Source organism: Photorhabdus noenieputensis (assembly GCF_018448935.1).
In the GTDB taxonomy this organism is placed as follows: Bacteria; Pseudomonadota; Gammaproteobacteria; order Enterobacterales; family Enterobacteriaceae; genus Photorhabdus; species Photorhabdus noenieputensis.
On the sequence record NZ_RCWC01000017.1, the window covers coordinates 21,450 to 43,207 of the forward strand.

A 21,758-nucleotide genomic window follows, 5' to 3' on the forward strand; every position below is an offset into this window, starting at 1 on the left:
CTTAATCAGCCGTAACCATTTACCACCGTTAACTGATTTGTCTGAGAAGGCAAGCGTTTACCTTACCATAATATTCACCTATTTTGAGTAACCTGTAGATAACATCCTATTTATTCATTATCTTTAGCGCCACTAAATCCCTGAGAGAAATTAACTTATGGACAAATCTCAACCGCATTATGACCTGCCAAAGCTATTATTTACTTTAATTTTCCTATCACTGTTAATTGTTACCAGTTTTTGGGTGATAAAGCCTTTTATCTTCGGTTTTGTCTGGGCTGGCATGGTTGTTATCGCCACCTGGCCATTATTAGAAAAACTACAGAACAGTTTATGGGGTAAACGCTGGATTGCCGTCTCCATCATGACGCTACTGTTAATTCTATTGTTTGTGATCCCTGTCGCATTACTGGTCAGCAGCTTATTGGAAAACAGCGCGCCATTAATCCAGTGGGCTAAATCCCCTTCCCATTTTCAGATACCGCCAATGACCTGGCTGAATAGTATTCCTCTGGTTGGCGATAAACTTTACAGCGGTTGGAACTCGCTCATAACTGGTGGTGGAAATGTCCTGATAGCTAAAGTCCAGCCTTATATTGGAGAAGCAGCAACCTGGTTCTTTACTCAAGCAGCAAATGCCGGGCGCTTCGTCTTCCATCTCGGTCTGATGGTGCTATTCAGCGTACTCTTATATCTGAAAGGCGAACAGGTAGCGCTAAGTATTCGCCATTTTGCCATTCGCCTGGCAAAGAAACGCGGAGATGCCGCCATCCTGTTGGCAGCACAATCTATCCGTGCCGTAGCGCTCGGCGTAGTCGTTACCGCGCTGGTTCAAGCCATTATCGGTGGTCTCGGCCTGGCTGTTTCAGGTATTCCTTATGCTACGTTGCTGACAGTACTTATGTTTGTCTGCTGTGTCGCTCAGCTTGGACCATTACTGATTTTAGTCCCTGCTGTCGCCTGGCTTTATTGGACAGGTGATACAACTTGGGGAACCGTACTACTGGTCTGGAGCTGCATCGTAACAACAATGGATGGATTTCTTCGCCCATTTTTAATTCGTCTGGGCGCAGATTTACCTATGGCGCTGATATTAATAGGTGTTATTGGTGGGATACTCTCATTTGGCATGATTGGCTTATTTATCGGCCCCGTTGTATTAGCAGTTGCTTATCGTTTATTAATCGCATGGATGAACGAAGTCCCAGAACCTGAAAATGATTTAGCTGAAACGGAAAAATATCTGGAACAAGAATTTTCAGAATAATTTGTATGATAATTAATTCTGACTTACATAGCGAAAGAGAATTAGCTCTTTCGCTAAAGCATAATCTTATAAAACTTACCACTCTTTTTCGGTGCTTATTCATTAAATATAATTATTGTGAAAAAATTGTTAAAATTTAGTTAAATTTGGCTCATTTTAGCCGTAAATAATACGGAAATTAGGACAATTCTTAATGAATAAACCACATAACTAAATTAATATAAACGGGCTATGAACGAGACGTTTATTTCTCCTTTTGATGGTTCTACTTGTTAGAAACTCCTATATTGCTGTGTGTAGTCCTTGCCTATCACGCCCATGATAGGCTTTTTTTTTGTTACTTTTACTTCCACAGAAACTGTAATCAGCAACCTTAACTGTGAAAAAACCCGCCATTATTTTGACGGGCCTTTAATTTCAATTGCGTACTATTCTCAATTAACTCACTTTCGCTAATCCTAACCAAGTTTTTACCACGGTATCTGGATTTAATGACAAGCTATCAATACCCTCTTTCATCAACCAGTGAGCGAAATCCTGATGGTCTGAAGGCCCTTGACCACAAATTCCCACATATTTGTTTTGACGTTTGGCTGCCTGAATAGCTAATGAAAGCATGGCCTTGACCGCATCATTACGTTCATCAAAGAGTTCAGATACCACGCCAGAATCCCGATCCAAACCAAGAGTCAATTGAGTCATATCATTAGAACCAATAGAGAAGCCATCAAAATGTTCAAGGAACTGTTCTGCCAGAATTGCGTTGGACGGAATCTCGCACATCATAATGACTTTTAAGCCATTTTCACCGCGCTTCAACCCTTGGGATGCCAGTTCAGCAATAACCGCTTCAGCCTGAGCTACCGTACGTACGAACGGGATCATAATTTCGACGTTGGTCAACCCCATATCATTACGTACACGTTTAACCGCTTCGCACTCCAAGGCAAAACAGCGACGGAAACTGTCAGAAACATAACGCCCTGCGCCACGGAAACCTAGCATGGGGTTCTCTTCATCAGGCTCATAAATCTCACCGCCAACCAAATTGGCATATTCATTGGATTTAAAGTCAGACAAACGCACAATAACCCGTTTCGGCCAGAACGCAGCCGCCAGAGTCGCGATCCCCTCGGTCAAGCGTCCAATATAGAATTCAACCGGATTATCATAACCGGCCATCAGCGATCTTATCTCTTGCTGTAACTCCGGAGTTTGTTGATCAAACTCCAGTAATGCGCGGGGGTGTACACCAATCATCCGATTAATAATGAACTCCAAACGAGCAAGACCTACACCGTCATTCGGCAATCGGGCAAAATCAAATGCACGATCTGGGTTGCCGACGTTTAGCATAATTTTTACATCAAGCTCCGGTAACTGATCGACCTGAGAACTTTGTACAGTAAAGTCCAGTTGATTCTGATAAACAAAACCCGTATCACCTTCCGCGCAGGAAACTGTTACCGGCTGATTCTCTTGCAAACGTTCCGTTGCATCACCGCATCCAACAACTGCGGGAATGCCCAATTCCCGGGCAATAATCGCGGCATGACAGGTCCGTCCACCTCGGTTAGTCACAATTGCAGCGGCTTTTTTCATAATAGGCTCCCAATCGGGATCGGTCATATCAGTGACCAGAACATCACCCGGTTGGATGCGGTCCATTTCATTCAGGTTGTGAATAACTTTTACTCGACCTGCACCAATACGATGACCTATGGCACGCCCTTCCACCAAGACTTGACCTTGTTCATTCAGTTGGTAACGCTCCATAACCTGCTGGTTTGAGCGGACAGTCTCAGGACGCGCTTGAACAATGTACAACTTGCCGTTATGACCATCTTTAGCCCATTCAATATCCATTGGTCGGCCATAATGTTTTTCAATTAATAATGCTTGACGCGCTAATGCCTCAACTTCTTCATCAGCTAAAGAGAAACGATTGCGTTGTGATGCAGGTACATCTTCGATACGTACCTGCTTACCATGTTCTTTATTGTCAGCATAGATCATATGCAGTTTTTTAGAACCCAGGTTACGCCGCACAATTGCCGGTTTTCCCTTATTCAGGGTTGACTTATGAACATAGAACTCATCCGGGTTCACTGCGCCCTGAACAACCATCTCACCCAATCCGTAAGCAGAGGTAATAAAAACAACCTGATCAAACCCTGATTCAGTATCAATAGTGAACATCACACCAGAAGAGGCGAGATCAGAACGCACCATACGTTGTACACCCGCAGATAGTGCAACGCCTCGATGGTCATATCCCTGATGGACACGATAGGAAATAGCGCGATCATTAAACAATGAAGCAAACACATGCTTGATGGCAACCATCACAGCATCAATGCCTTGCACGTTTAGAAAAGTTTCCTGCTGCCCGGCGAAAGAGGCATCAGGCATATCTTCAGCCGTTGCCGAAGAACGTACAGCAAAAGAGGCTTCTGGCTCTCCTTCAGACAACTGTTGATAAGCATCCTGAATATCTTTTTCCAATTGTGGCGTAAATGGCGTATCAATCACCCATTGGCGAATTTTTGCGCCAGCTTTAGACAGTTGATTAATATCATCAACATCCGTTTCATCCAACAAGTCATAAATACGCTGATTGACGCCACTTTGTTCCAAGAAATCATTAAATGCCTGTGCTGTCGTAGCAAAACCATTCGGGACAGAAACCCCCAATTCTGACAGGTGAGTGATCATTTCTCCCAGGGAGGCGTTTTTACCACCAACCCGGTCAATATCATGCATACCTAATTGGTTATACCAAAGCACATTACGCGGGGTGAGGTCATTATTGGGCATTAAAACAATCCTTTTAGCATTTGGGTACAAATCGGAAAATTGGCGCTGCATAGAGCAGCCATAATTAGATTAACACAATGTTTTCGCACACATAGAAAGGTGAATCGATCAACCCAACACATTATTTTTTTCTTAGGTATACTTTGCAGAAAATCGATATCCGGTTTTATTCAACTAAACAATAAAAGGTCACTATAAATATCATGGCAGAATTCAGATTAAAAACATCAGCGGAACGCAATAATGTTGAAGGCGTTGAGAATGTTGAACGCACCGTTTTCTTTATTTCAGATGGCACGGCAATTACCGCGGAAGTATTAGGCCATGCTGTCTTATCACAATTTCCCATCAAAATAACTTCTTATACTCTCCCTTTTGTTGCCAGTGAAACTCGCGCAAAAGAAATAAAGCAACAAATAAACCAGATATATCAGGATACGCGCATAAGACCTTTAGTTTTCTATTCCATTATCTCTTCTGGAGTGAAAAATATTATTACCAGCAGCGAAGGATTTTGTCAGGATATTGTACAAACACTGGTCGCCCCATTACAGCAAGAAACCGGATTGGAACCCAAACCCGAACTTAATCGCACCCACGGTCTGACTGAGAAGAATCTCAGTCAGTACGATGCGCGCATAGCCGCTATTGATTATGCCCTGGCACATGATGATGGCATCTCTTTACGTAATCTTGACCAAGCACAGGTTATCCTACTGGGCGTATCCCGCTGCGGGAAAACCCCCACCAGCCTCTATTTAGCCATGCAATTTGGTATTCAGGCTGCAAATTATCCTTTCACTGCGGATGATATGGACAATTTACAATTACCTGCGACATTAAAACAATTTCAACATAAGTTATTCGGTTTAACTATAAGCCCTGAACGGCTGGCGGCGATTAGGGAAGAACGTCGAGAAAACAGCCGTTATGCATCATTAAGGCAATGTAGAATAGAAATTTCCGAAGTTGAAGCTTTATTCCGTAAAAATAAGATTAATTATCTTAACACCACCAATTATTCTGTTGAAGAAATCTCGACCAAAATAATCGATATGATGAAGCTAAACCGCCGAATGTTTTAAAAATATATCAATAGGAATAATGGAAAAAAATTTATCATATGATTAATTATATCATTTGTTTAACTTAGTCGTTTTCGTTTATTGTAATTTCAATTACCTATAGATATGCCTGCTAATGTGAAACGAACTTTGAGAAAATATATGTACAAAACAGATGGTTTAAGGACTCACCGTGTTGATAGTTTGGTCACACCTCAAACTCTTGCAATTCAATTTCCCGTATCCGAAAAAATCGCCAACAATGTGACAGCGTCACGGAAACGTATTGCCGATATTCTCTGCGGGAATGATCCACGGCTTATGGTAATCATCGGTCCTTGTTCTATTCATGATATTGATGCTGCTTTGGATTATGCTCAGCGATTGAATAGATTGCGTACAAAATACCAGCACAGACTGGAAATTATTATGCGCACCTATTTTGAGAAACCACGCACGGTGGTAGGCTGGAAAGGTTTAATTTCAGATCCCTATCTCGACGGCTCTTGCCAGGTAAATCGGGGTATTACTTTAGCTCGGAAATTATTGGTTGACGTCAATGAGTTGGGTTTACCCACGGCAACCGAATTTCTAGATATGGTGACCGGCCAATATATTGCTGACCTGATCAGTTGGGGCGCTATCGGAGCCCGAACAACAGAGAGCCAGATTCACCGTGAAATGGCATCCGCCCTCTCCTGTCCAGTTGGCTTTAAAAATGGCACGGATGGCAACATCCGTATCGCCATAGATGCAATCCGCGCAGCCAGTGTTCATCACACATTTCTCTCGCCAGATAAGCGCGGTCAGATGACCATCTATCAAACCGAAGGCAACCCATACGGCCACATTATTATGCGTGGAGGCAAACAGCCTAATTACAGTGCCGAAGATATCGCTCTGGCTTGTGCCCAGCTACGTGAATTTAATTTACCAGAACATTTAGTTGTCGATTTCAGTCATGGTAATTGTCAGAAAATACATAAACGCCAACTGACTATAGCAAAAGAGGTGGGCCAACAGATTCAAGAAGGTTCTACCGCTATTGTCGGTGTGATGGTTGAAAGTTTTCTGGTTGAAGGCACCCAGAAAATCATTCAAGGGGAACCGCTAAATTATGGTCAATCGATCACAGATCCTTGTCTAAACTGGCAAGATACAGAACAACTTATTGACATTCTCGCCGAAGCAGTCAGTTACCGTTTCTAACTCCTTATTCTGAGTTAGCCTTTTTCATTCATAAAAGGCTAACTAATAACAAATTAATTAACTTGCATTAATGTATTGATCATGACCACCAAAAATATTGCTTGAAGTCACCTCTTCATATAACGATAATAATTCTCACTATGATAATAGTTAGTATTCGCAAAGTGGTTTTATGACTAAAATGTGTCACCAACATTCTTGCATTGCGCTTGAAAAACAATACAACGCCTATCCTGCTGAAATTGTAGAAATTGGCTACATTGACAGCAAACAACTATTAGGTGAGCTAGGAATTACCAGAATTCGTCACCAAGGAGAATTCTACCAATTACGCCAAACTAAAGCCGGTAAGCTGATACTAACTAAATAAAATAATAACTCAGCCAGCCACCCAGATCGCGTATCGGGGCAGCCAGCTATATCCATAACTCATTAAATATTATTATGGAGATTCCGTCTGATGTCTCAATCTGCAAGATCAACACTTAAACTATCAGCATTAAGCTTAGCGATTATCAGTAGTATTTCGGCTACTCACGCAGCAACAAAATCGCCCGATTCCGACAGTGATAAATCATCCCGCGATGTGATAACTGTTTATGCAACAGGTAATGAACGGGATAGTTTCGAAGCTCCCATGATGGTAACGGTGATAAATAATCAGTCACCACAAAGTCAGACAGCAGGTAATGCTAACGACCTCATCAGAAAAATACCCGGCATTAGCATAGCCGGTACAAATCGTGCTAATGGGCAAGATGTCAGTTTGCGTGGTTACGGTCCAAAAGGTGTTTTGACATTGATTGACGGGATTCGCCAAGGTACCGACACTGGTCATATCAATGGTACGTTCCTAGACCCGGCACTCATTAAACAAGTCGAAGTTGTACGCGGCCCTTCTGCCCTACTCTACGGCAGCGGTGCCTTAGGCGGTGTTATCGCTTATCAAACCGTTGATGCCGCAGATCTTCTGCAAGCGGGTCAAGATCACGGATTCCGCGTGTTTGCTCGCGGTGCAACGGGTGACCATAGTATGGGCTTTGGTGGTGCAACTTTCGCAAAATCAGAATCCCTGGATGGCGTATTTGCTTTCAGTACCCGTGATTCAGGCAACATCCGTCACGGTGGTGGCGTAGTTGGCGATAATGATGAATTTATCAGTAACCTGATGGCAAAAGGCAGTTGGAAAATTGATGACAACCAGTCCCTGAGCAGTCAATTACGCTACTACCGTAATGAAGCTAATCAACCTAAAAATCCACAAACACTCACCGGAAAAAATAAAGATCCTAGTACTTGGACTGACCGCACGACAACTCAACGTGATGCTCAACTTAGCTACCAATTAAATCCAGCGGAATATGATTGGTTAAATGCCAAAACCGACCTCTATTATTCCGATATCACTATTGATGCTCGTACTAAGAAAAAGGGGTTCGAAGGCCGTAAGCAAAAAACCTATGGCATAAAATTGGAAAACCGCTCCCGTCTGTGGACAGACAGCCCGCTGGCGCACCAATTTACCTACGGTGGTGAAACTTACAAACAGAAACAGACTCCAAACGGTAATACAGATAGCTTCCCTGACGCTGATATCCGCTTTTATTCCGGTTGGTTACAAGATGAAATAACTCTGCGCGACCTGCCAGTCTCTATTATCGCGGGCACTCGCTATGACAACTATAAAGGAACCAATTCTAAAGATAAGGCTGTCAACGCAGATAAATGGTCTTCCAAAGGTGCCATCAGTATCACGCCAACTGACTGGTCGATGCTGTTTACCTCTTACGCTCAAGCTTTCCGTGCACCGACAATGGGAGAAATGTATAACGATTCCATGCACTATCCCGGAAATTTCTGGATTCCCAATCCAAATCTCCGCCCAGAAGCTAATGAAACGTGGGAGTCTGGTTTTGGTTTACGTTTCGATAATCTGCTGGCAGATAATGACGAACTAAAATTCAAAGCGAGTTATTTTGATACTAAAGCTAAAAATTATATTAAGTCAGATGTAGTCAACCGAGGAAGGAATACAACATCTGTCAATATATCTAGCGCCAAGATCTGGGGATGGGATGCTTCCATAAACTATGAATCCAATCTGTTCTCTTGGGAACTGGCTTACAACCGTACAGAAGGTAAAGATGAACAAAGCGGTGATTCTCTAGATAACCTTAGCCCAGATACTATCACCAGCATCTTGGATATCCCTGTTGCACAGACCGGTTTCTCTGTCGGCTGGGTAGGTCAATTCACCAAGCATACTAATTTCAAAGGTAAAGATGCCAGAGGTAGAGATCCTAAACAACAAGCCGGCTATGGCGTTAATGATTTCTATGTCAGCTATCAAGGTGAAGGAATGCTAAAAGGTGTGACTACCACGGCAGTTTTGGGCAACGCTTTTGATAAAGAATACTACTCGCCACAAGGAACACCTCAGGATGGCCGCAATGCCAAACTGTTAGTCAGTTACCAGTGGTAATTAAATAAATATATTTCAAGGAGTTAAATTGTGAATTCGTCACTTTATGAACGTTACTTGCAAGCCAAAGCTGATAATAAAGCCAAATATGCCCGTGACTTGGCTGCCTATCTGAATGTCAGTGAAGGTGAATTATTGCATAGCCGCGTTGGTATCGATGCCAAACGCCTTAATGTTGACGCGCCAACTTTACTGGAAGAATTATCCATTGTCGGCGAAATTAAAGCGATCACTCGCAACGATTTTGCTGTTCATGAACAAATTGGCCGGTATGAAAATACACGTTTCAGCAGCCATGCAGGGCTAGTCCTGAACCCTCGTGAACTTGACTTAAGAATATTCTTTGAACATTGGAGTAGTGTATTTTATCTGGTTGAACCCGCAAAAAATGGTATGCGCCACAGCATCCAATTTTTTGATCATCAGGGTGATGCATTGCATAAAGTTTATGCAACAAACAATACTGATATGGCAGCCTGGGAAACGCTGATCGAAAAATATCAAACAGAAGACAACCCTGCGCTGGTCATCAAGCCTATAGAAGAAACCCCCTATTCGACCATAACAAATGAACTGAAAGCCCAGCTTGATGAAGAGTGGCGAGCAATGACTAACGTTCATCAATTCTTCACATTACTTAAACGCCATAATCTGAGCCGTCAGCAAGTCTTCAATGCGGTACAGGATGATCTGGCTTACAAGGTAGAAAATTCTGCGCTGAATGAGCTTATCAACACCGCTTATAACGATCAGAATGAAATCATGATCTTTGTCAGCAACCGCGGTTGCGTACAAATTTTCACCGGAAAACTGGAACGTCTGATGCCATATCAGGAAGAAAACTCAGATCAGAAATGGATTAATATCTTTAACCGCAATTTCACACTACATTTAATAGAGAGTGCCATCGCTGAAAGCTGGGTAACTCGTAAACCAACAGAGGATGGTTTTGTCACTAGCCTTGAGCTATTTGATGCTAATGGCAATCAGATTGCTCAACTGTTTGGTCAGCGTACAGAAGACACTCCTGAACAAACTCAGTGGCGTGAGCAAGTGGCTGCTCTGCCAAAACTGCAATCAAAACAGGAAGAGTGTATAGCATGAAACAATGGCTTCTGACATTTGTCCTTGCGGTATCATCGTTCAGTGTTTTCTCCACTGAACGGATCGTCACTATCGGTGGCGATGTATCTGAAATTGTTTTTGCACTTGGTGAAGGCGGAAGAGTTGTCGCCAGAGACAGCACCAGCCAGAAACCAACCGAGTTGCTTACCTTACCCGATGTCGGCTATATGAGAATGCTCAACCCTGAAGGTATTCTTTCTATGAATCCGACACTGGTTCTAACCAGCGAGTTGGCAAAACCTTCACTGGCGCTCAAGCAACTCCAGGATTCTGGTGTAGAAGTGATTCAGATAACCGGAAAAGCAGCGTTAGAAGCCGTTCCTGAAAAAATTAAGACCGTCGCTAAGGCGGTCAATCAGGCTGAACGTGGTGAACAACTGATTCAGCAATATCAAAAAGCGCTGGCAGAAATACCGACAACGACATTGCCCACTCGTATTCTGTTTGTAATGAGTCACGGGGGTATCATGCCAATGGCCGCCGGGCAAAAAACCGCAGCGGATAAAATGATTCGCGCTGTTGGAGCCACTAATGCCATGCAAGGTTTCAACAATTATCGTCCACTTTCCCAAGAAGGCGTTATTGCCAGCGCACCAGATCTGTTATTAGTGACGGAAGATGGCGTTAAATCAATGGGCGGTTTGGATAAAATCTGGCAATTACCCGGATTGAAACATACCCCTGCCGGACAGAAACAACAGGTTTTAATTGTAGATGATATGGGGCTACTCGGCTTTGGCCTCGAAACTCCTTCAGTAATGAAACAACTCAGGCAGGCGGCGGAGAAAACTCAATGAGCCGTATGAAGTCTCCGGGATTGGGTTTGGCGTTTCTTTGTTTATTATTGTCTGGGTTGGCTATCGGCTCTGCCAATATTGGCGCATTATCATTATCTTTTAAGACATTATGGGAATCATCCATTAGTGATCCCCAGTGGCAAATCTGGCTAAATATCAGATTACCAAGGGTGTTATTAGCCATACTGGTTGGTTGTGCTTTAGCAGCTTCCGGCGCTGTAATGCAAGGATTATTTCGCAATCCACTGGCTGATCCTAGCCTGCTAGGTATTAGCAGTGGAGCCGCACTGATGGTTGCAATGGCAATTGTTCTGCCCGTTAGCCTGCCATCTGTAATTGCTGTGTACGGACATATTATCGCTGCTTTTATTGGCAGCCTGCTAATTTCGTTACTGATTTTTTCACTCAATAAATATAACTACGGAAATCTGGCCCGCTTATTACTCGCCGGGATTGCTATCAATGCCCTTTGTATGTCTGCTATTGGCGTCCTGAGCTATATCAGTGACGATCAACAGCTACGACAATTCTCCTTATGGATGATGGGTTCACTCAGCCAGATAGAGTGGCCAACGTTGGCAATTACAGCTTCTTTAATTGTTCCCGCGACTATCCTAACTTTCAGCCAGGCCCGTAAACTGAATTTGCTGCAATTAGGAGATGAAGAAGCCCACTATCTTGGTATCAATGTCCAACGCACTAAATTCCAATTATTACTACTCAGCGCTCTGCTTATTGGCAGCGCCGTTGCATTAAGTGGTGTTATTGGATTTATTGGGTTAGTTGTCCCGCATTTGATCAGAATGCGATTTGGTGGTGATCATAATTGGCTGCTTCCCGGTGCTGCATTAGGCGGAGCTTCTCTTTTGCTTACCGCGGATACATTGGCAAGAACATTGGTCTCCCCGGCAGAAATGCCGGTTGGCCTCATCACTGGTTTAATCGGCGGTCCATATTTTCTATGGTTGATACTCAAACAACCGGGGAGCCGCACATAATGGATGTCATAAAAAATAATATTTCTCTGCAAGCAGAGAATTTAAGCTATTCAATTGGCAACCAGAAAATAATTGATAATGTTTCTCTCTCGGTAAATAAAGGTGAGATTGTCGCCATCATTGGGCCAAATGGCGCGGGGAAATCCACATTATTGCGACTATTAACGGGATATATAAAACCTGAACATGGACAATGTTATTTACATGGAATACCCATTGAGCAATGGCCGGCGGAACAACTAGCCCGCACTCGTGCCGTCATGCGTCAACATAACTCACTCTCATTCCCTTTTAGTGTGGAAGAAGTGGTCGCGATGGGGCGTTCTCCTCATGGTATCCATCATAAACAGACAGCAATTGATACCGTTATTGAGCAAACGGATTGCCAAGAGTTACGTCACCGTGACTACCGGCAACTCTCCGGTGGTGAACAGCAAAGAGTACAACTCGCTCGCGTCCTTGCGCAACTTTGGTATCCAACACCAATAGAATGCTGTTTGTTTCTTGACGAACCCACATCAGCCCTGGATCTTTACCACCAGCAACATACTTTGCGTCTGCTTTACCGACTGACACGGGAGCAACCTATGGCTATGTGCTGTGTTCTACATGACTTGAATCTTGCTGCTCTCTATGCAGATAAAATCTTTTTGCTACATAAAGGGAAACTTGTCGCTGCGGGCACACCAGAAGAGGTACTGAATGATCATACTCTGAGAAAATGGTATCAAGCAGATCTTGGCATTACCCGCCATCCTGAAACTCAGCAACCTCAGATTTATTTAAGACAATAACAGCAAATCTGACAGGCAAATTATTTCAATCTCTTGCCTGTCTTACTCTTTACTTACGAAATTTTATTGCATCAGGCAGATACCAAAAAGTTGCAATCAAACACAAGCAATAACCCAGAAGTTCACACCCCTCTTCAACCATGTTTTTTGCTGTTCGATCAAAATTTTCGAGCATCAAACCTTTCCATAATTCTCCCATACCAAACAAACGGGAAAAAACGAGTACACACAAGATACCTGCAACCATCATGCCGTAACTTTGGTGGCGCGTAAAATGAGCAAGCCCAACCAACGTATCTCTGCCTTTATAAGCAGCGTAAAAAATACAAATTAGCGCTAATGGAATAGCAATCCATGCCCAGGCACCATGAAATATTTCATCGAAAATAGAATCCAATTCTCTTATCAATAAACACGCAAAAAAACCTGATATTAAGACTAACGCGGGACGCAATTGACTATTCTTCTTTGCTTCCAACAGAAATACAGCAGAAATAATAAACAGTATACTCTCCTGAGAAATTTCAGTTAATGAGTTCTCCTTCACCGCATTCTGCAAATAGATAACATCAATAAAGAGCAATCCTATGACCATAGTTAAAATCAGAGCATAAAGAACAAAAAATGCCAATTTTTTAGTTAAAAAAGTCAAGTCCGATTGCATTACAACCTCCATTAAATTAAATGACGAACGATGATACTGTTTTAAATAAATTAGTGAAGATCATTTGATGCTACTTATTGTTAAAACAAAGGAAATTTGCATAAATGATAATAATTATCAATTATAAATAGCACTTTTTGCCTATAGATATCCCGAATTTATTTTAAAATACACACATTAGTAACCATCGTTATTATCATTATGAAAATAACTAACGAAGTCTAATGCTTTAGCAACTAGCCCACCATTAGTGGGAGGTGAAAATGTCAGAAAGTGTAGTAAATGATATTGTCAGATGGCTCGAAACTCAGCTTCAACTCAACGAAGGTATAAAAATAGCGACCATTGCTGACAGAAGCGGTTATTCAAAGTGGCATCTACAAAGAGTGTTTAAAGAAGTGAAAGGCTATACCCTAGGTGAATATGTTCGCAAACGGCGTTTACATGAAGCAGCAAGATCTCTGCGTGAAGAAAACCTACCAATCCTTGATATCGCCTTACAGTATGGTTTTAGTTCTCAGGCAACATTTACCCGGATCTTCAAAAAACACTTTAATACCACGCCTGCCAGATTCAGAGAAAATGGTAATCTACCTGAATTAAAGTACTTCTTAGGTCATAGGCAATAACCGAGTTCCTAATAACCTTATTAATAGTATTCCCTAATGGTCAATATTTTATTGACCATTTAACTTTTATGCTAGCTGAATTCACTAACGTCCCAATTGTTCAAAAAACAAAATAAGGATTTTCCAGCTAGCTATTAGCTATCTCCACTTTATTTACTAGAAATGGAGGATAAATTTCTATAAGTCTGTTAGAGGCATTACCACATATACTAGAATAAGTTATTTCAGATAATAACTTTATTAAATGACAATAAAATCCATTCGGCTTTATTAATCCGCGACAAATAAATAGATTAATATAATTTAAAAATAAAAATATTTTTATATAAATCACAATCATAATGTGAAATATCTTCTTATTTAACCAGCGGATAATGTTTTATTGTCAACAGACAGATAAAAAAACATTAAGAAAACCAGTCAGAAATATAAAAACACCATTTCACTTATTTTTCGCCCATTCATATTAACGGAAAATCATTACTTACTGACAAATAGTGTTAATTCGAATGCCTTATTTAACACTAATTAATAACCAAAAAAATAAAATTAAAAAAACCATATATTTATAAGTGCCTTTTCTTAAAGTTCAGTGTATGTTCAGTTATTAATAAGTAAAAACCCTGAAGTTAAATATCAGGGTTTTTATTCGAAATTAATTCCAACTCACTATTTATCCCAATGGACATTATTCTGCGAACAGTTTGAATACTGCTCAAGTTTAAAATGGTAAATAAAATAATTTAATGGGATAGGCTTTTAATACCTTTAACGTAAATAATAGCGAATAATATTTTCTATAGGAATTCTCTCACTCCAATCATCCCTAATATTTACCGCCCTTTATCATCCGCCTGTACCGCCGCCTGTACCGCCGCCTGTACCACCACCTGTACCACCACCTGTGCCACCACCTGTGCCACCACCTGTACCACCACCTGTACCACCGCCTGTGCCACCACCTGTGCCACCACCTGTGCCACCACCTGTGCCACCACCTGTACCACCGCCTCCTTTATCCTCCTTAATTAATACGCCGTTGATATATCCATGTTTATTATATTCATATCCGGTAGTTCTAATAGTGACTTTTTTTGAATTAAGATGTGCAAGAATCAAAGCTATTAAACTGCCACTCCCTTGATAACCACCATCAGAATTATCCAAAAGAAAATCCCGTGAAGCACCTTTGTCATCAACAATTATTATATGAACATTGTTTCTGGCTATCTCTGGAGCAATTTGAATGGCGGACACGGTTACATCAGAAATCGTTACATTAGGTGCAACTATATTATTAGAATTATTTTGATCAATCATAATATATTATTCCTTACAAGGTTAAATTCACACCAAGTTATAAATATAGAGATTTATATTAAACTAAAAAACTTAACTAATTTACTGAACATCCATATTCAATCATCATAATCCATAAACTTATAAAAAATAAATACACTTTCCAACTTTAAAAATAGTGCAGAACCAATAGTGCGTCAATAAAATACCAAAGAAAATTAAAACTAAAAAAAATAAGCATTCAATATTAATTTATAATAACAAATTAAATTGCCGTATGTTTTTTTATTTTTAACCTAGTGCTACATGGCCCATACATTATGTTATTTACACTAAACATACAATAAAGAAAAAATACTCCTAATAATAGTGGCTCGTAATTATATGATCAACATAAAATTCAAGATAAAAAATATAACTGATAGGTAATCTAAAATTCACATAGCTATATACCCTATTGGTTTCAAGATGCAACGCGACGGTAAGGGAGCGAATCCCCGGTAGCATAGGTAACTATGTGACCGAGGTGAGTGCAGCTAACAAAGAGGCAACTTGAAAGATAACGGGTATAGAGCGAGATCCTACTATGCATACAGTATTTAATTAAATATCAGTTCACTAAACAGAATTAGCCATGAAATGTTTACTTCAAAGCAAAGTAATATCTGCGATTATATGGCCGATACAATAGACAACGAGGGAATTCTATTTCACATTGAAATCAGATCGGCCATTAAAAATCACAATAGCCAATTGAATAACAGTCACCACATCAGGAAAAATGCTAAAAAACAAGATGAGCCAGATCTATCTCCTATAACATAGAGTAATCTGACTCACTGTTCACTACTTCATAGTAAATTCAACTGACCATGCATAGGTCGCAATATTAGTAGAAGTGATGGTTGCATTACAAATAGCACCTCCACTCGGCGTTGCACCTTTATTCCATTTTGGAATTTTAACGCCATTAACATATCCGTTCACAAAAGTGGTCATAAATTCGCAGGTTTTAAACCCTATCTTATATCGCACCATTGCATAGTTTACGTCAGGCGAAAGCGGGCTTTGAACCTGATAACTATTGACTCCTCCTGGCACTACACTTGCACTAGGTTTAGGTGTTGCATTGACATAGGTACCGGATTCATTATTAGTAATGATGGTATAAACAGCATTCTCGCTACCAGACGCACCAAGATGCTTAAATGTAACTGTTACAGGCGGACCTGCATAAGCGATACCCGCAGCAGTTAGGGAAGTAGTTGCAAACAGGGCCAACAACGATTTACGTACTAACATGTTAGATACTCTCCTTTATGTTGTTTAGGATGGCTTACTGCGTTTTAATACAACTTTCTTTTCTATAATTTATTTTTACGTACAATATATGCTCAACCTCATAAAGTAAATTTTCACTTTATGTTTCTACAATATAGACTACTTTTTTGCAGAATTTATTTAAATAGTGCACCATCAGTAATATCTAAGCACTTTTTGAAATAGGTAAAACCCCTCCTCATGTTCACATTTTGATTGACAGCTATGGTCGAGATCTTACTTTACTTAACGAAAGACCATTAATTGCAGATTCAAAAATTTAAATATTGTGACAAATGAACTTCCAATATATAAACTTTCGCAACGAAATATTACACCCAAATTAGATTATCTGATCAATGAGGTTAAATCCGTTATTTTTGCTCAAGAACTTCAATATAACCAGACTCCAATCCGCTCACTTCTACACCTTGAGGAACGGCATGCCCCGGTGTCACTACAATTTGCTGTGTCTGTGCGTTTAATTCACGACGATAGGTGACGAAAGTTCGTCCATCAGAGCCGGTATGTAATGCTTCGGCTGGCACAGCCAATCCACGTTCATTACGATAGGTGACAATAGCCAGTTTCGCACTCATACTCAGCCGGATACGCTGCCGCTGTTCGGGAGTAAGAGGATCAATCGCCACTAATAGATCATAGGTTACACCCGCTCCCTGCATTTCCTTTGAATTCCCCTGTACACCAATTGTCTTAATTTGCCCCCGTAGAGATAGCCCGGCAAAACCATCACCGGTGATCTCAACCGGCATTCCTTCATACACTTGATGAAGGTCGGCCTCTTCAATGCGAGCTACCGCCTGAATTTGCTCCAAATTGATTACCCCTAACAGAGGTGTTCCCTGAGTGACACGTGTCCCCTTTTGAATAAATACCCCCTTATCCGATTCCGGTACCTGAGGGCGAATAACAATGCCATCAAAAGGAGAAATCAATTCACGTTGGGCTTGCTGAACCTGAAGCGCCTGATAACGCGATTGGGCATTAGCTAATTCCATATCAGCAATCTGGCGATTCTCCCCTGTGCCTTTATCGAGGGCAACACTCAGTTCCACCTTAGCGGCGGCAAGATCGAGCTGTTGAACTTTGACCTGCTGCTCCAGTGTATCAACCTCCATACGGGGAACAATGCCGCGTTCGAACAAAGCCCGGGTATCGATTAACTTGCGTTCGGTATCACTCAAACTTAACTGGGCATTCGTTAAAGTTCTACGTACCCTAGCGACATCAGGACTGTTCTCCCACCCCACCAAATCTTGTACGGCTTTTTGGGCTTTCAACAGTTCTGTGAGCGCCTGCCGCAATTGAATGTCCAACTGTGTCGTGTCAAGGCTCAATAGCGGTTGCCCACGCTTAACGCGCTGGCCTTCAGTTACCATCACTTCAGCAATAACGCCATCAAATGGCGCGGCAATCGTCAAACTGGTTGCAGCCTGAATACGACCAACTAACCCAAGACGATTTTCCAGTAGTTGCGGTTCAACATGCACCCATCGTTGCGGTGATGATGTATCAGTTGAAGAAGAAAGGAAAACATAAGCAACCGCAGACCCAATGACTAATGCAACGGCAAGTGTCACGAGCCAACGAGTTTTATATCCGAAACGGGCAAGTCCCCTGATCTTAGTCGTTAAGTGCAATATCCCAACTCCCTAGCGTGGTACCCAATGTTTCGTCCAACTCCGCTTGCGCATTTAAATAGGTGATCAACGCATTGAGACGAACATTCTCGGCATTACGCAAATCGGTTTCAAAGCTCAATACTTGAAAGTTACTGGAGCGGCCCACCGTCAATTTTTCACGCTCAATTTCTAACTTGCGCAAGGATAGATCCCTGGCACGCTGTGCGATCTCATATTGACGCCAACGTGTACCAATATCGCGCACCGCATTACCCACATTACGTTCCAATGACTGTTTTACCTCTGCAAGACGAATATCTTGGTTCTGAACATCAACCCGCGCCCGCACTTCCGCCTGACGCTGACTCAAATCACCAATGGGTATCTCTACCTGAACACCGGCGTAATTTTCCCAATTACGGGAACTATTTGACCCTGTTCGATCTCGTACCTGGCTGGCTCCACCAACCAAAGAGACATCCCATAAACGTTCGTTGCGGGCAACAGTCAGGTTAATTGCAGCCTGTTCCGCAGTAATCAATTGAGTGAGATACGATGGTTGCTGCTCTTGGGCTAAATGTTGCGCTTGGAGCAAGTGAATATCTATGCGTTTAGCTTCCAATCTATCAGTAGCTTTCACCTGAGTTTGTAAGTCTAAAGCAAGCAACCGCAGCAGTTCTAAACGACTGGTATCCAATTGATTAGCTGCTTCCTCCGCAGCCAGTTCCTGCATTGCAACATCAGCCTCCGTCTGGACAATCTCAAAAGCAGCCATTCTGCCTGCGGAGATCATAGCTTTGTTAACTTCCAGCAATTGACGCGAACGTTCAAGAGCATCACGTGCGATTTGTAATTGTTCTTGAGCACGCAACAATTCACGGTAAGCCATAATAATTTGCGTGATAGTCTGGGATACCGTCGCTTTTAGGTTCAAACGATTTGTCTGCTCCATCAATTGAGCAAGGCGCACAGGCGCTGTAGCCACATCTTTGCCAGCACCACGCAGCAGAGGCTGAATAACTGAGAATGAAACACCATCATTACGGCTACGACCCGCGTTGTCTGCCCATGTCGTCCGATTCGTCCAAGACAAGCTGAATCGAGTGCCATATTCTCCAAGCAGCGTAGATGTAGGTGTAATCTCGCTTTGGCGATAACGATCGCTTTGATTACGGGCTGCGATATAACGGCTGTTAATCAACAATTTTGGCGTAAAACGATCCTCAGCAACGCGTAAATCGAATTTCTGTGCAATCCGATCCAAATAAGCACTACGAATCGAGCGATTGTTTCGTAACCCTAAATAGATTGCATCACTGAGTGTCAGACCAATAGTTTGCTGATTAAGCGAAATTGTCTTCGTTGCAGGCATGGTTGCCTGTGATGGATTCAACTGCTCCGCTAAAGACTGTTTGACAGACACAGCGACTATCAAGGCAATGATGATGCCAATAGCACGTTGAAAAACTTGGCTAATCATCACGCAGTGCCTCTACAGGTTGTAATCTGGCAGCCGTTAATGCTGGATTGATACCAAAAAACAGACCGATCACTAATGAACTGGCGATACCCAGAGGCAAAGAGAATAAGGATAACGTAAATACCCAACCGGAAAATTTTACAAATAGGTACCCTGCCGCAACCCCCAACAATGAACCAACCATTGCACCGGCAATGGCTAGAATGGCCGCCTCCAACATAAACAGTATACCAATATCAACAGGCCTAGCTCCCAAAGCCATACGAACACCAATTTCACGCCTGCGTTCCGAAACATTCATCAGCATGACATTCATCACGCCCACACCTCCCACCAGCAACGAAATTCCCCCTAAACCCGCAAGCAAATAGGAAAATGTTCTTGCCTGACGCGTCAATCCATCAAGCAATTGTTTCGGGATATCAACTTCGACACGACGACCTTTTGATAATGAGACAAGGTAGTCACGTAACGACACCGCGTCACTGCTTAGCGTTGTTGTGTCACGTGCTCTGGCAATGACGCTGCCAATTTCTGGCGCAGGCCGCAACCGTCGCATTGCTTCAATGGGCAGTATGATGGAATGATCAATAGAGCCGGGAAGTAGAGGGTTCGGCCCCTGAGCAGCGAGAACTCCTATCACTTCAAACAGATATTCCCCAATTTGCAATTGACTACCTACTCGAATAGGTTGATTGGCTACTTTTAATTGTTTGGCAATATCCGCTCCAAGCACGGCATAGGTCGTTTGACGATCATAGTCCGATAGAAAACGTCCCTGCTCAATCTGTAAATCCAGCACCGCAGCCAGATCAGAGGATGTACCGGTAATATTTGTATCTATCCCTTGCCCTTGGAAGCGTATACGGGTTGAGTGTAACGTGATGGGCGCAGCATGTGTGATAGTCGGTATTGTACGAGTCAACGCCTGAGTATCCAGCGTAGAGGGTGCGGGTTTGACATCGACACCTGGAGTGAAAGCAAAATGAGCAACCAAAATATTGCTTCCCATACTTTTAAAAGTGCTGATAGCTTCATTAACAGCGTTATGACCGATGTTTAAAAGTGCAATGACCGAAGCACATCCGACTGCAATACCAAGTAAAGCAAGCAAAGAGCGTCTTCCTAGCAGACGCAGGCTACCCAGTGATTCTCGCAGTGCTTGCGTGAAGGAAAAACCGTAGCGACCAGAATTCAGATTAAGCATCGGTGCTACCCAGCCACAAATCAGTTTCGGAAAGCCGCCCGTCATTAACATAGAGGCAGCGCTGCATATTTTTGGCTATGGCTTCATCATGCGTAACCATGACGAGTGTAACGCCTTGCTCACGGTTCAATGACAGAAGAAGTGCCATAATATCACTCGCTGTAGCACTATCGAGATTGCCTGTCGGTTCATCCGCCAGAATCAGAGAAGGTTTACCGACCAAAGCCCTGGCAATAGCAACACGTTGCCGCTGTCCCCCGGAGAGATCAGCCGGACGATGATAAATACGATCAACCAAACCAACCAACTCAAGCTGGTATTTCGCCTCCTGCCGAGCTAGAGAACGAGAATATCCACGATATAACAATGGCAGCGCCACATTATCCAACGCCTGCATTTTGGGAAGTAAATTGAAACTCTGGAATACGAAACCAATTTCTTGATTTCTTATTCTCGCCCGTTCATTAGGAGTAACATTTGTTATATTAACGCCACTAAACTGAAAATAACCAGAAGTGGGTTGATCCAGTAAACCAAGAATATTAAGTAGAGTACTTTTACCCGAGCCGGAAGCGCCGACAATTGCACAACTTTGCCCGCGCATGATAGTGCATGATATTTTATCAAGTACTGGGTAGTATTTTTCCCCCATACGATAAGATCGACAAATATTTTCCATGTAAATCAGGGCTTCCTGGCATGGGGAAGTTATGATTGTCATGTCTGATTTATTCATCGCGTTTGACATCCATTAAACGTATCACTGACTCCACTTGGTTGTTTAGCAGGTTTTATATCATGAGAAGATCTTCTTGTAAAAGATTACGGCCTAAGTAACAAGAACAAACATCGAACAGTGAAAATATATTAGATTTACTTAACATAATTTCAAATCATCCATTGCATTTTGGGGTTAATCCACCCAAATTACTCCTGCCTACTTTGGCATTGCGTATATGCTTT

Annotated in this window: 18 protein-coding genes; 10 read left to right on the plus strand and 8 right to left on the minus strand. The window is 42.2% G+C overall.

The window, feature by feature from the left end:
* The first annotated feature begins 157 nt into the window (after window positions 1–157).
* Window positions 158–1,267, plus strand: coding sequence for an AI-2E family transporter YdiK (gene ydiK / locus EAE91_RS12800; RefSeq protein ID WP_214088830.1), 1,110 nt, complete (start codon window positions 158–160; stop codon window positions 1,265–1,267).
* Between the two features lie 438 nt (window positions 1,268–1,705).
* Here the strand turns inward: ydiK and ppsA are convergent, their stop codons facing one another.
* On the minus strand, window positions 1,706–4,084 hold the full coding sequence (gene ppsA / locus EAE91_RS12810; protein ID WP_214088831.1) for a phosphoenolpyruvate synthase: 2,379 nt from the start codon (window positions 4,082–4,084) through the stop codon (window positions 1,706–1,708).
* A 203-nt stretch (window positions 4,085–4,287) separates the two neighbouring features.
* Between ppsA and ppsR the strand changes: the two genes are divergently transcribed.
* From ppsR to EAE91_RS12850, 8 genes are all read left to right on the plus strand, one after another.
* Entirely contained in the window at window positions 4,288–5,169 is an 882-nt protein-coding gene (gene ppsR, locus EAE91_RS12815) for a posphoenolpyruvate synthetase regulatory kinase/phosphorylase PpsR (protein ID WP_214088832.1), read from the plus strand.
* A 141-nt stretch (window positions 5,170–5,310) separates the two neighbouring features.
* A complete protein-coding gene (locus EAE91_RS12820) occupies window positions 5,311–6,357 on the plus strand; it encodes a 3-deoxy-7-phosphoheptulonate synthase (protein ID WP_214088833.1) in 1,047 nt (348 codons plus the stop codon).
* 172 nt (window positions 6,358–6,529) lie between these two features.
* Entirely contained in the window at window positions 6,530–6,727 is a 198-nt protein-coding gene (hemP, locus tag EAE91_RS12825; protein WP_244868823.1) for a hemin uptake protein HemP, read from the plus strand.
* Window positions 6,728–6,817: 90 nt separating this feature from the next.
* Complete coding sequence (locus tag EAE91_RS12830) at window positions 6,818–8,839, plus strand: TonB-dependent hemoglobin/transferrin/lactoferrin family receptor (RefSeq protein ID WP_214088834.1); 2,022 nt, start codon at window positions 6,818–6,820, stop codon at window positions 8,837–8,839.
* Between the two features lie 30 nt (window positions 8,840–8,869).
* Window positions 8,870–9,943, plus strand: coding sequence for a hemin-degrading factor (locus EAE91_RS12835; RefSeq protein ID WP_214088835.1), 1,074 nt, complete (start codon window positions 8,870–8,872; stop codon window positions 9,941–9,943).
* Complete coding sequence (locus tag EAE91_RS12840; protein WP_214088836.1) at window positions 9,940–10,761, plus strand: heme/hemin ABC transporter substrate-binding protein; 822 nt, start codon at window positions 9,940–9,942, stop codon at window positions 10,759–10,761. The genes EAE91_RS12835 and EAE91_RS12840 overlap by 4 nt, the downstream gene beginning before the upstream one ends.
* Window positions 10,758–11,759, plus strand: coding sequence for a FecCD family ABC transporter permease (locus EAE91_RS12845; RefSeq protein ID WP_214088837.1), 1,002 nt, complete (start codon window positions 10,758–10,760; stop codon window positions 11,757–11,759). Before EAE91_RS12840 ends, EAE91_RS12845 begins: the two co-directional genes overlap by 4 nt.
* A complete protein-coding gene (locus EAE91_RS12850; RefSeq protein WP_065391484.1) occupies window positions 11,759–12,553 on the plus strand; it encodes a heme ABC transporter ATP-binding protein in 795 nt (264 codons plus the stop codon). Before EAE91_RS12845 ends, EAE91_RS12850 begins: the two co-directional genes overlap by 1 nt.
* A gap of 49 nt (window positions 12,554–12,602) precedes the next feature.
* On the opposite strand, the gene EAE91_RS12855 is transcribed toward EAE91_RS12850, so the two are convergent.
* Window positions 12,603–13,217 carry a hypothetical protein gene (locus EAE91_RS12855; RefSeq protein WP_214088838.1) on the minus strand — a complete coding sequence of 205 codons (615 nt, stop codon included), beginning with the start codon at window positions 13,215–13,217 and terminating at the stop codon, window positions 12,603–12,605.
* 263 nt (window positions 13,218–13,480) lie between these two features.
* On the opposite strand from EAE91_RS12855, the gene EAE91_RS12860 reads away from it, so the two are divergent.
* Complete coding sequence (locus tag EAE91_RS12860) at window positions 13,481–13,846, plus strand: helix-turn-helix domain-containing protein (protein WP_214088839.1); 366 nt, start codon at window positions 13,481–13,483, stop codon at window positions 13,844–13,846.
* Between the two features lie 846 nt (window positions 13,847–14,692).
* Here EAE91_RS12860 and EAE91_RS12865 read toward each other — a convergent pair.
* The 6 genes from EAE91_RS12865 to EAE91_RS12890 all read right to left on the minus strand — a co-directional run bounded on the left by EAE91_RS12865 (window position 14,693) and on the right by EAE91_RS12890 (window position 21,531).
* On the minus strand, window positions 14,693–15,166 hold the full coding sequence (locus EAE91_RS12865; RefSeq protein ID WP_214088840.1) for a hypothetical protein: 474 nt from the start codon (window positions 15,164–15,166) through the stop codon (window positions 14,693–14,695).
* Between the two features lie 825 nt (window positions 15,167–15,991).
* Window positions 15,992–16,447 carry a hypothetical protein gene (locus EAE91_RS12870; RefSeq protein ID WP_214088841.1) on the minus strand — a complete coding sequence of 152 codons (456 nt, stop codon included), beginning with the start codon at window positions 16,445–16,447 and terminating at the stop codon, window positions 15,992–15,994.
* Between the two features lie 392 nt (window positions 16,448–16,839).
* Window positions 16,840–18,126 (minus strand): HlyD family secretion protein, encoded by a 1,287-nt coding sequence (locus tag EAE91_RS12875; RefSeq protein ID WP_244868824.1) that lies wholly within the window; start codon window positions 18,124–18,126, stop codon window positions 16,840–16,842.
* A complete protein-coding gene (locus tag EAE91_RS12880) occupies window positions 18,110–19,588 on the minus strand; it encodes a TolC family protein (RefSeq protein WP_214088842.1) in 1,479 nt (492 codons plus the stop codon). The genes EAE91_RS12875 and EAE91_RS12880 overlap by 17 nt, the downstream gene beginning before the upstream one ends.
* Window positions 19,581–20,795 carry an ABC transporter permease gene (locus EAE91_RS12885; RefSeq protein ID WP_376744756.1) on the minus strand — a complete coding sequence of 405 codons (1,215 nt, stop codon included), beginning with the start codon at window positions 20,793–20,795 and terminating at the stop codon, window positions 19,581–19,583. Before EAE91_RS12885 ends, EAE91_RS12880 begins: the two co-directional genes overlap by 8 nt.
* A complete protein-coding gene (locus tag EAE91_RS12890) occupies window positions 20,788–21,531 on the minus strand; it encodes an ABC transporter ATP-binding protein (protein WP_244868825.1) in 744 nt (247 codons plus the stop codon). The genes EAE91_RS12885 and EAE91_RS12890 overlap by 8 nt, the downstream gene beginning before the upstream one ends.
* Window positions 21,532–21,758: the final 227 nt, after the last annotated feature.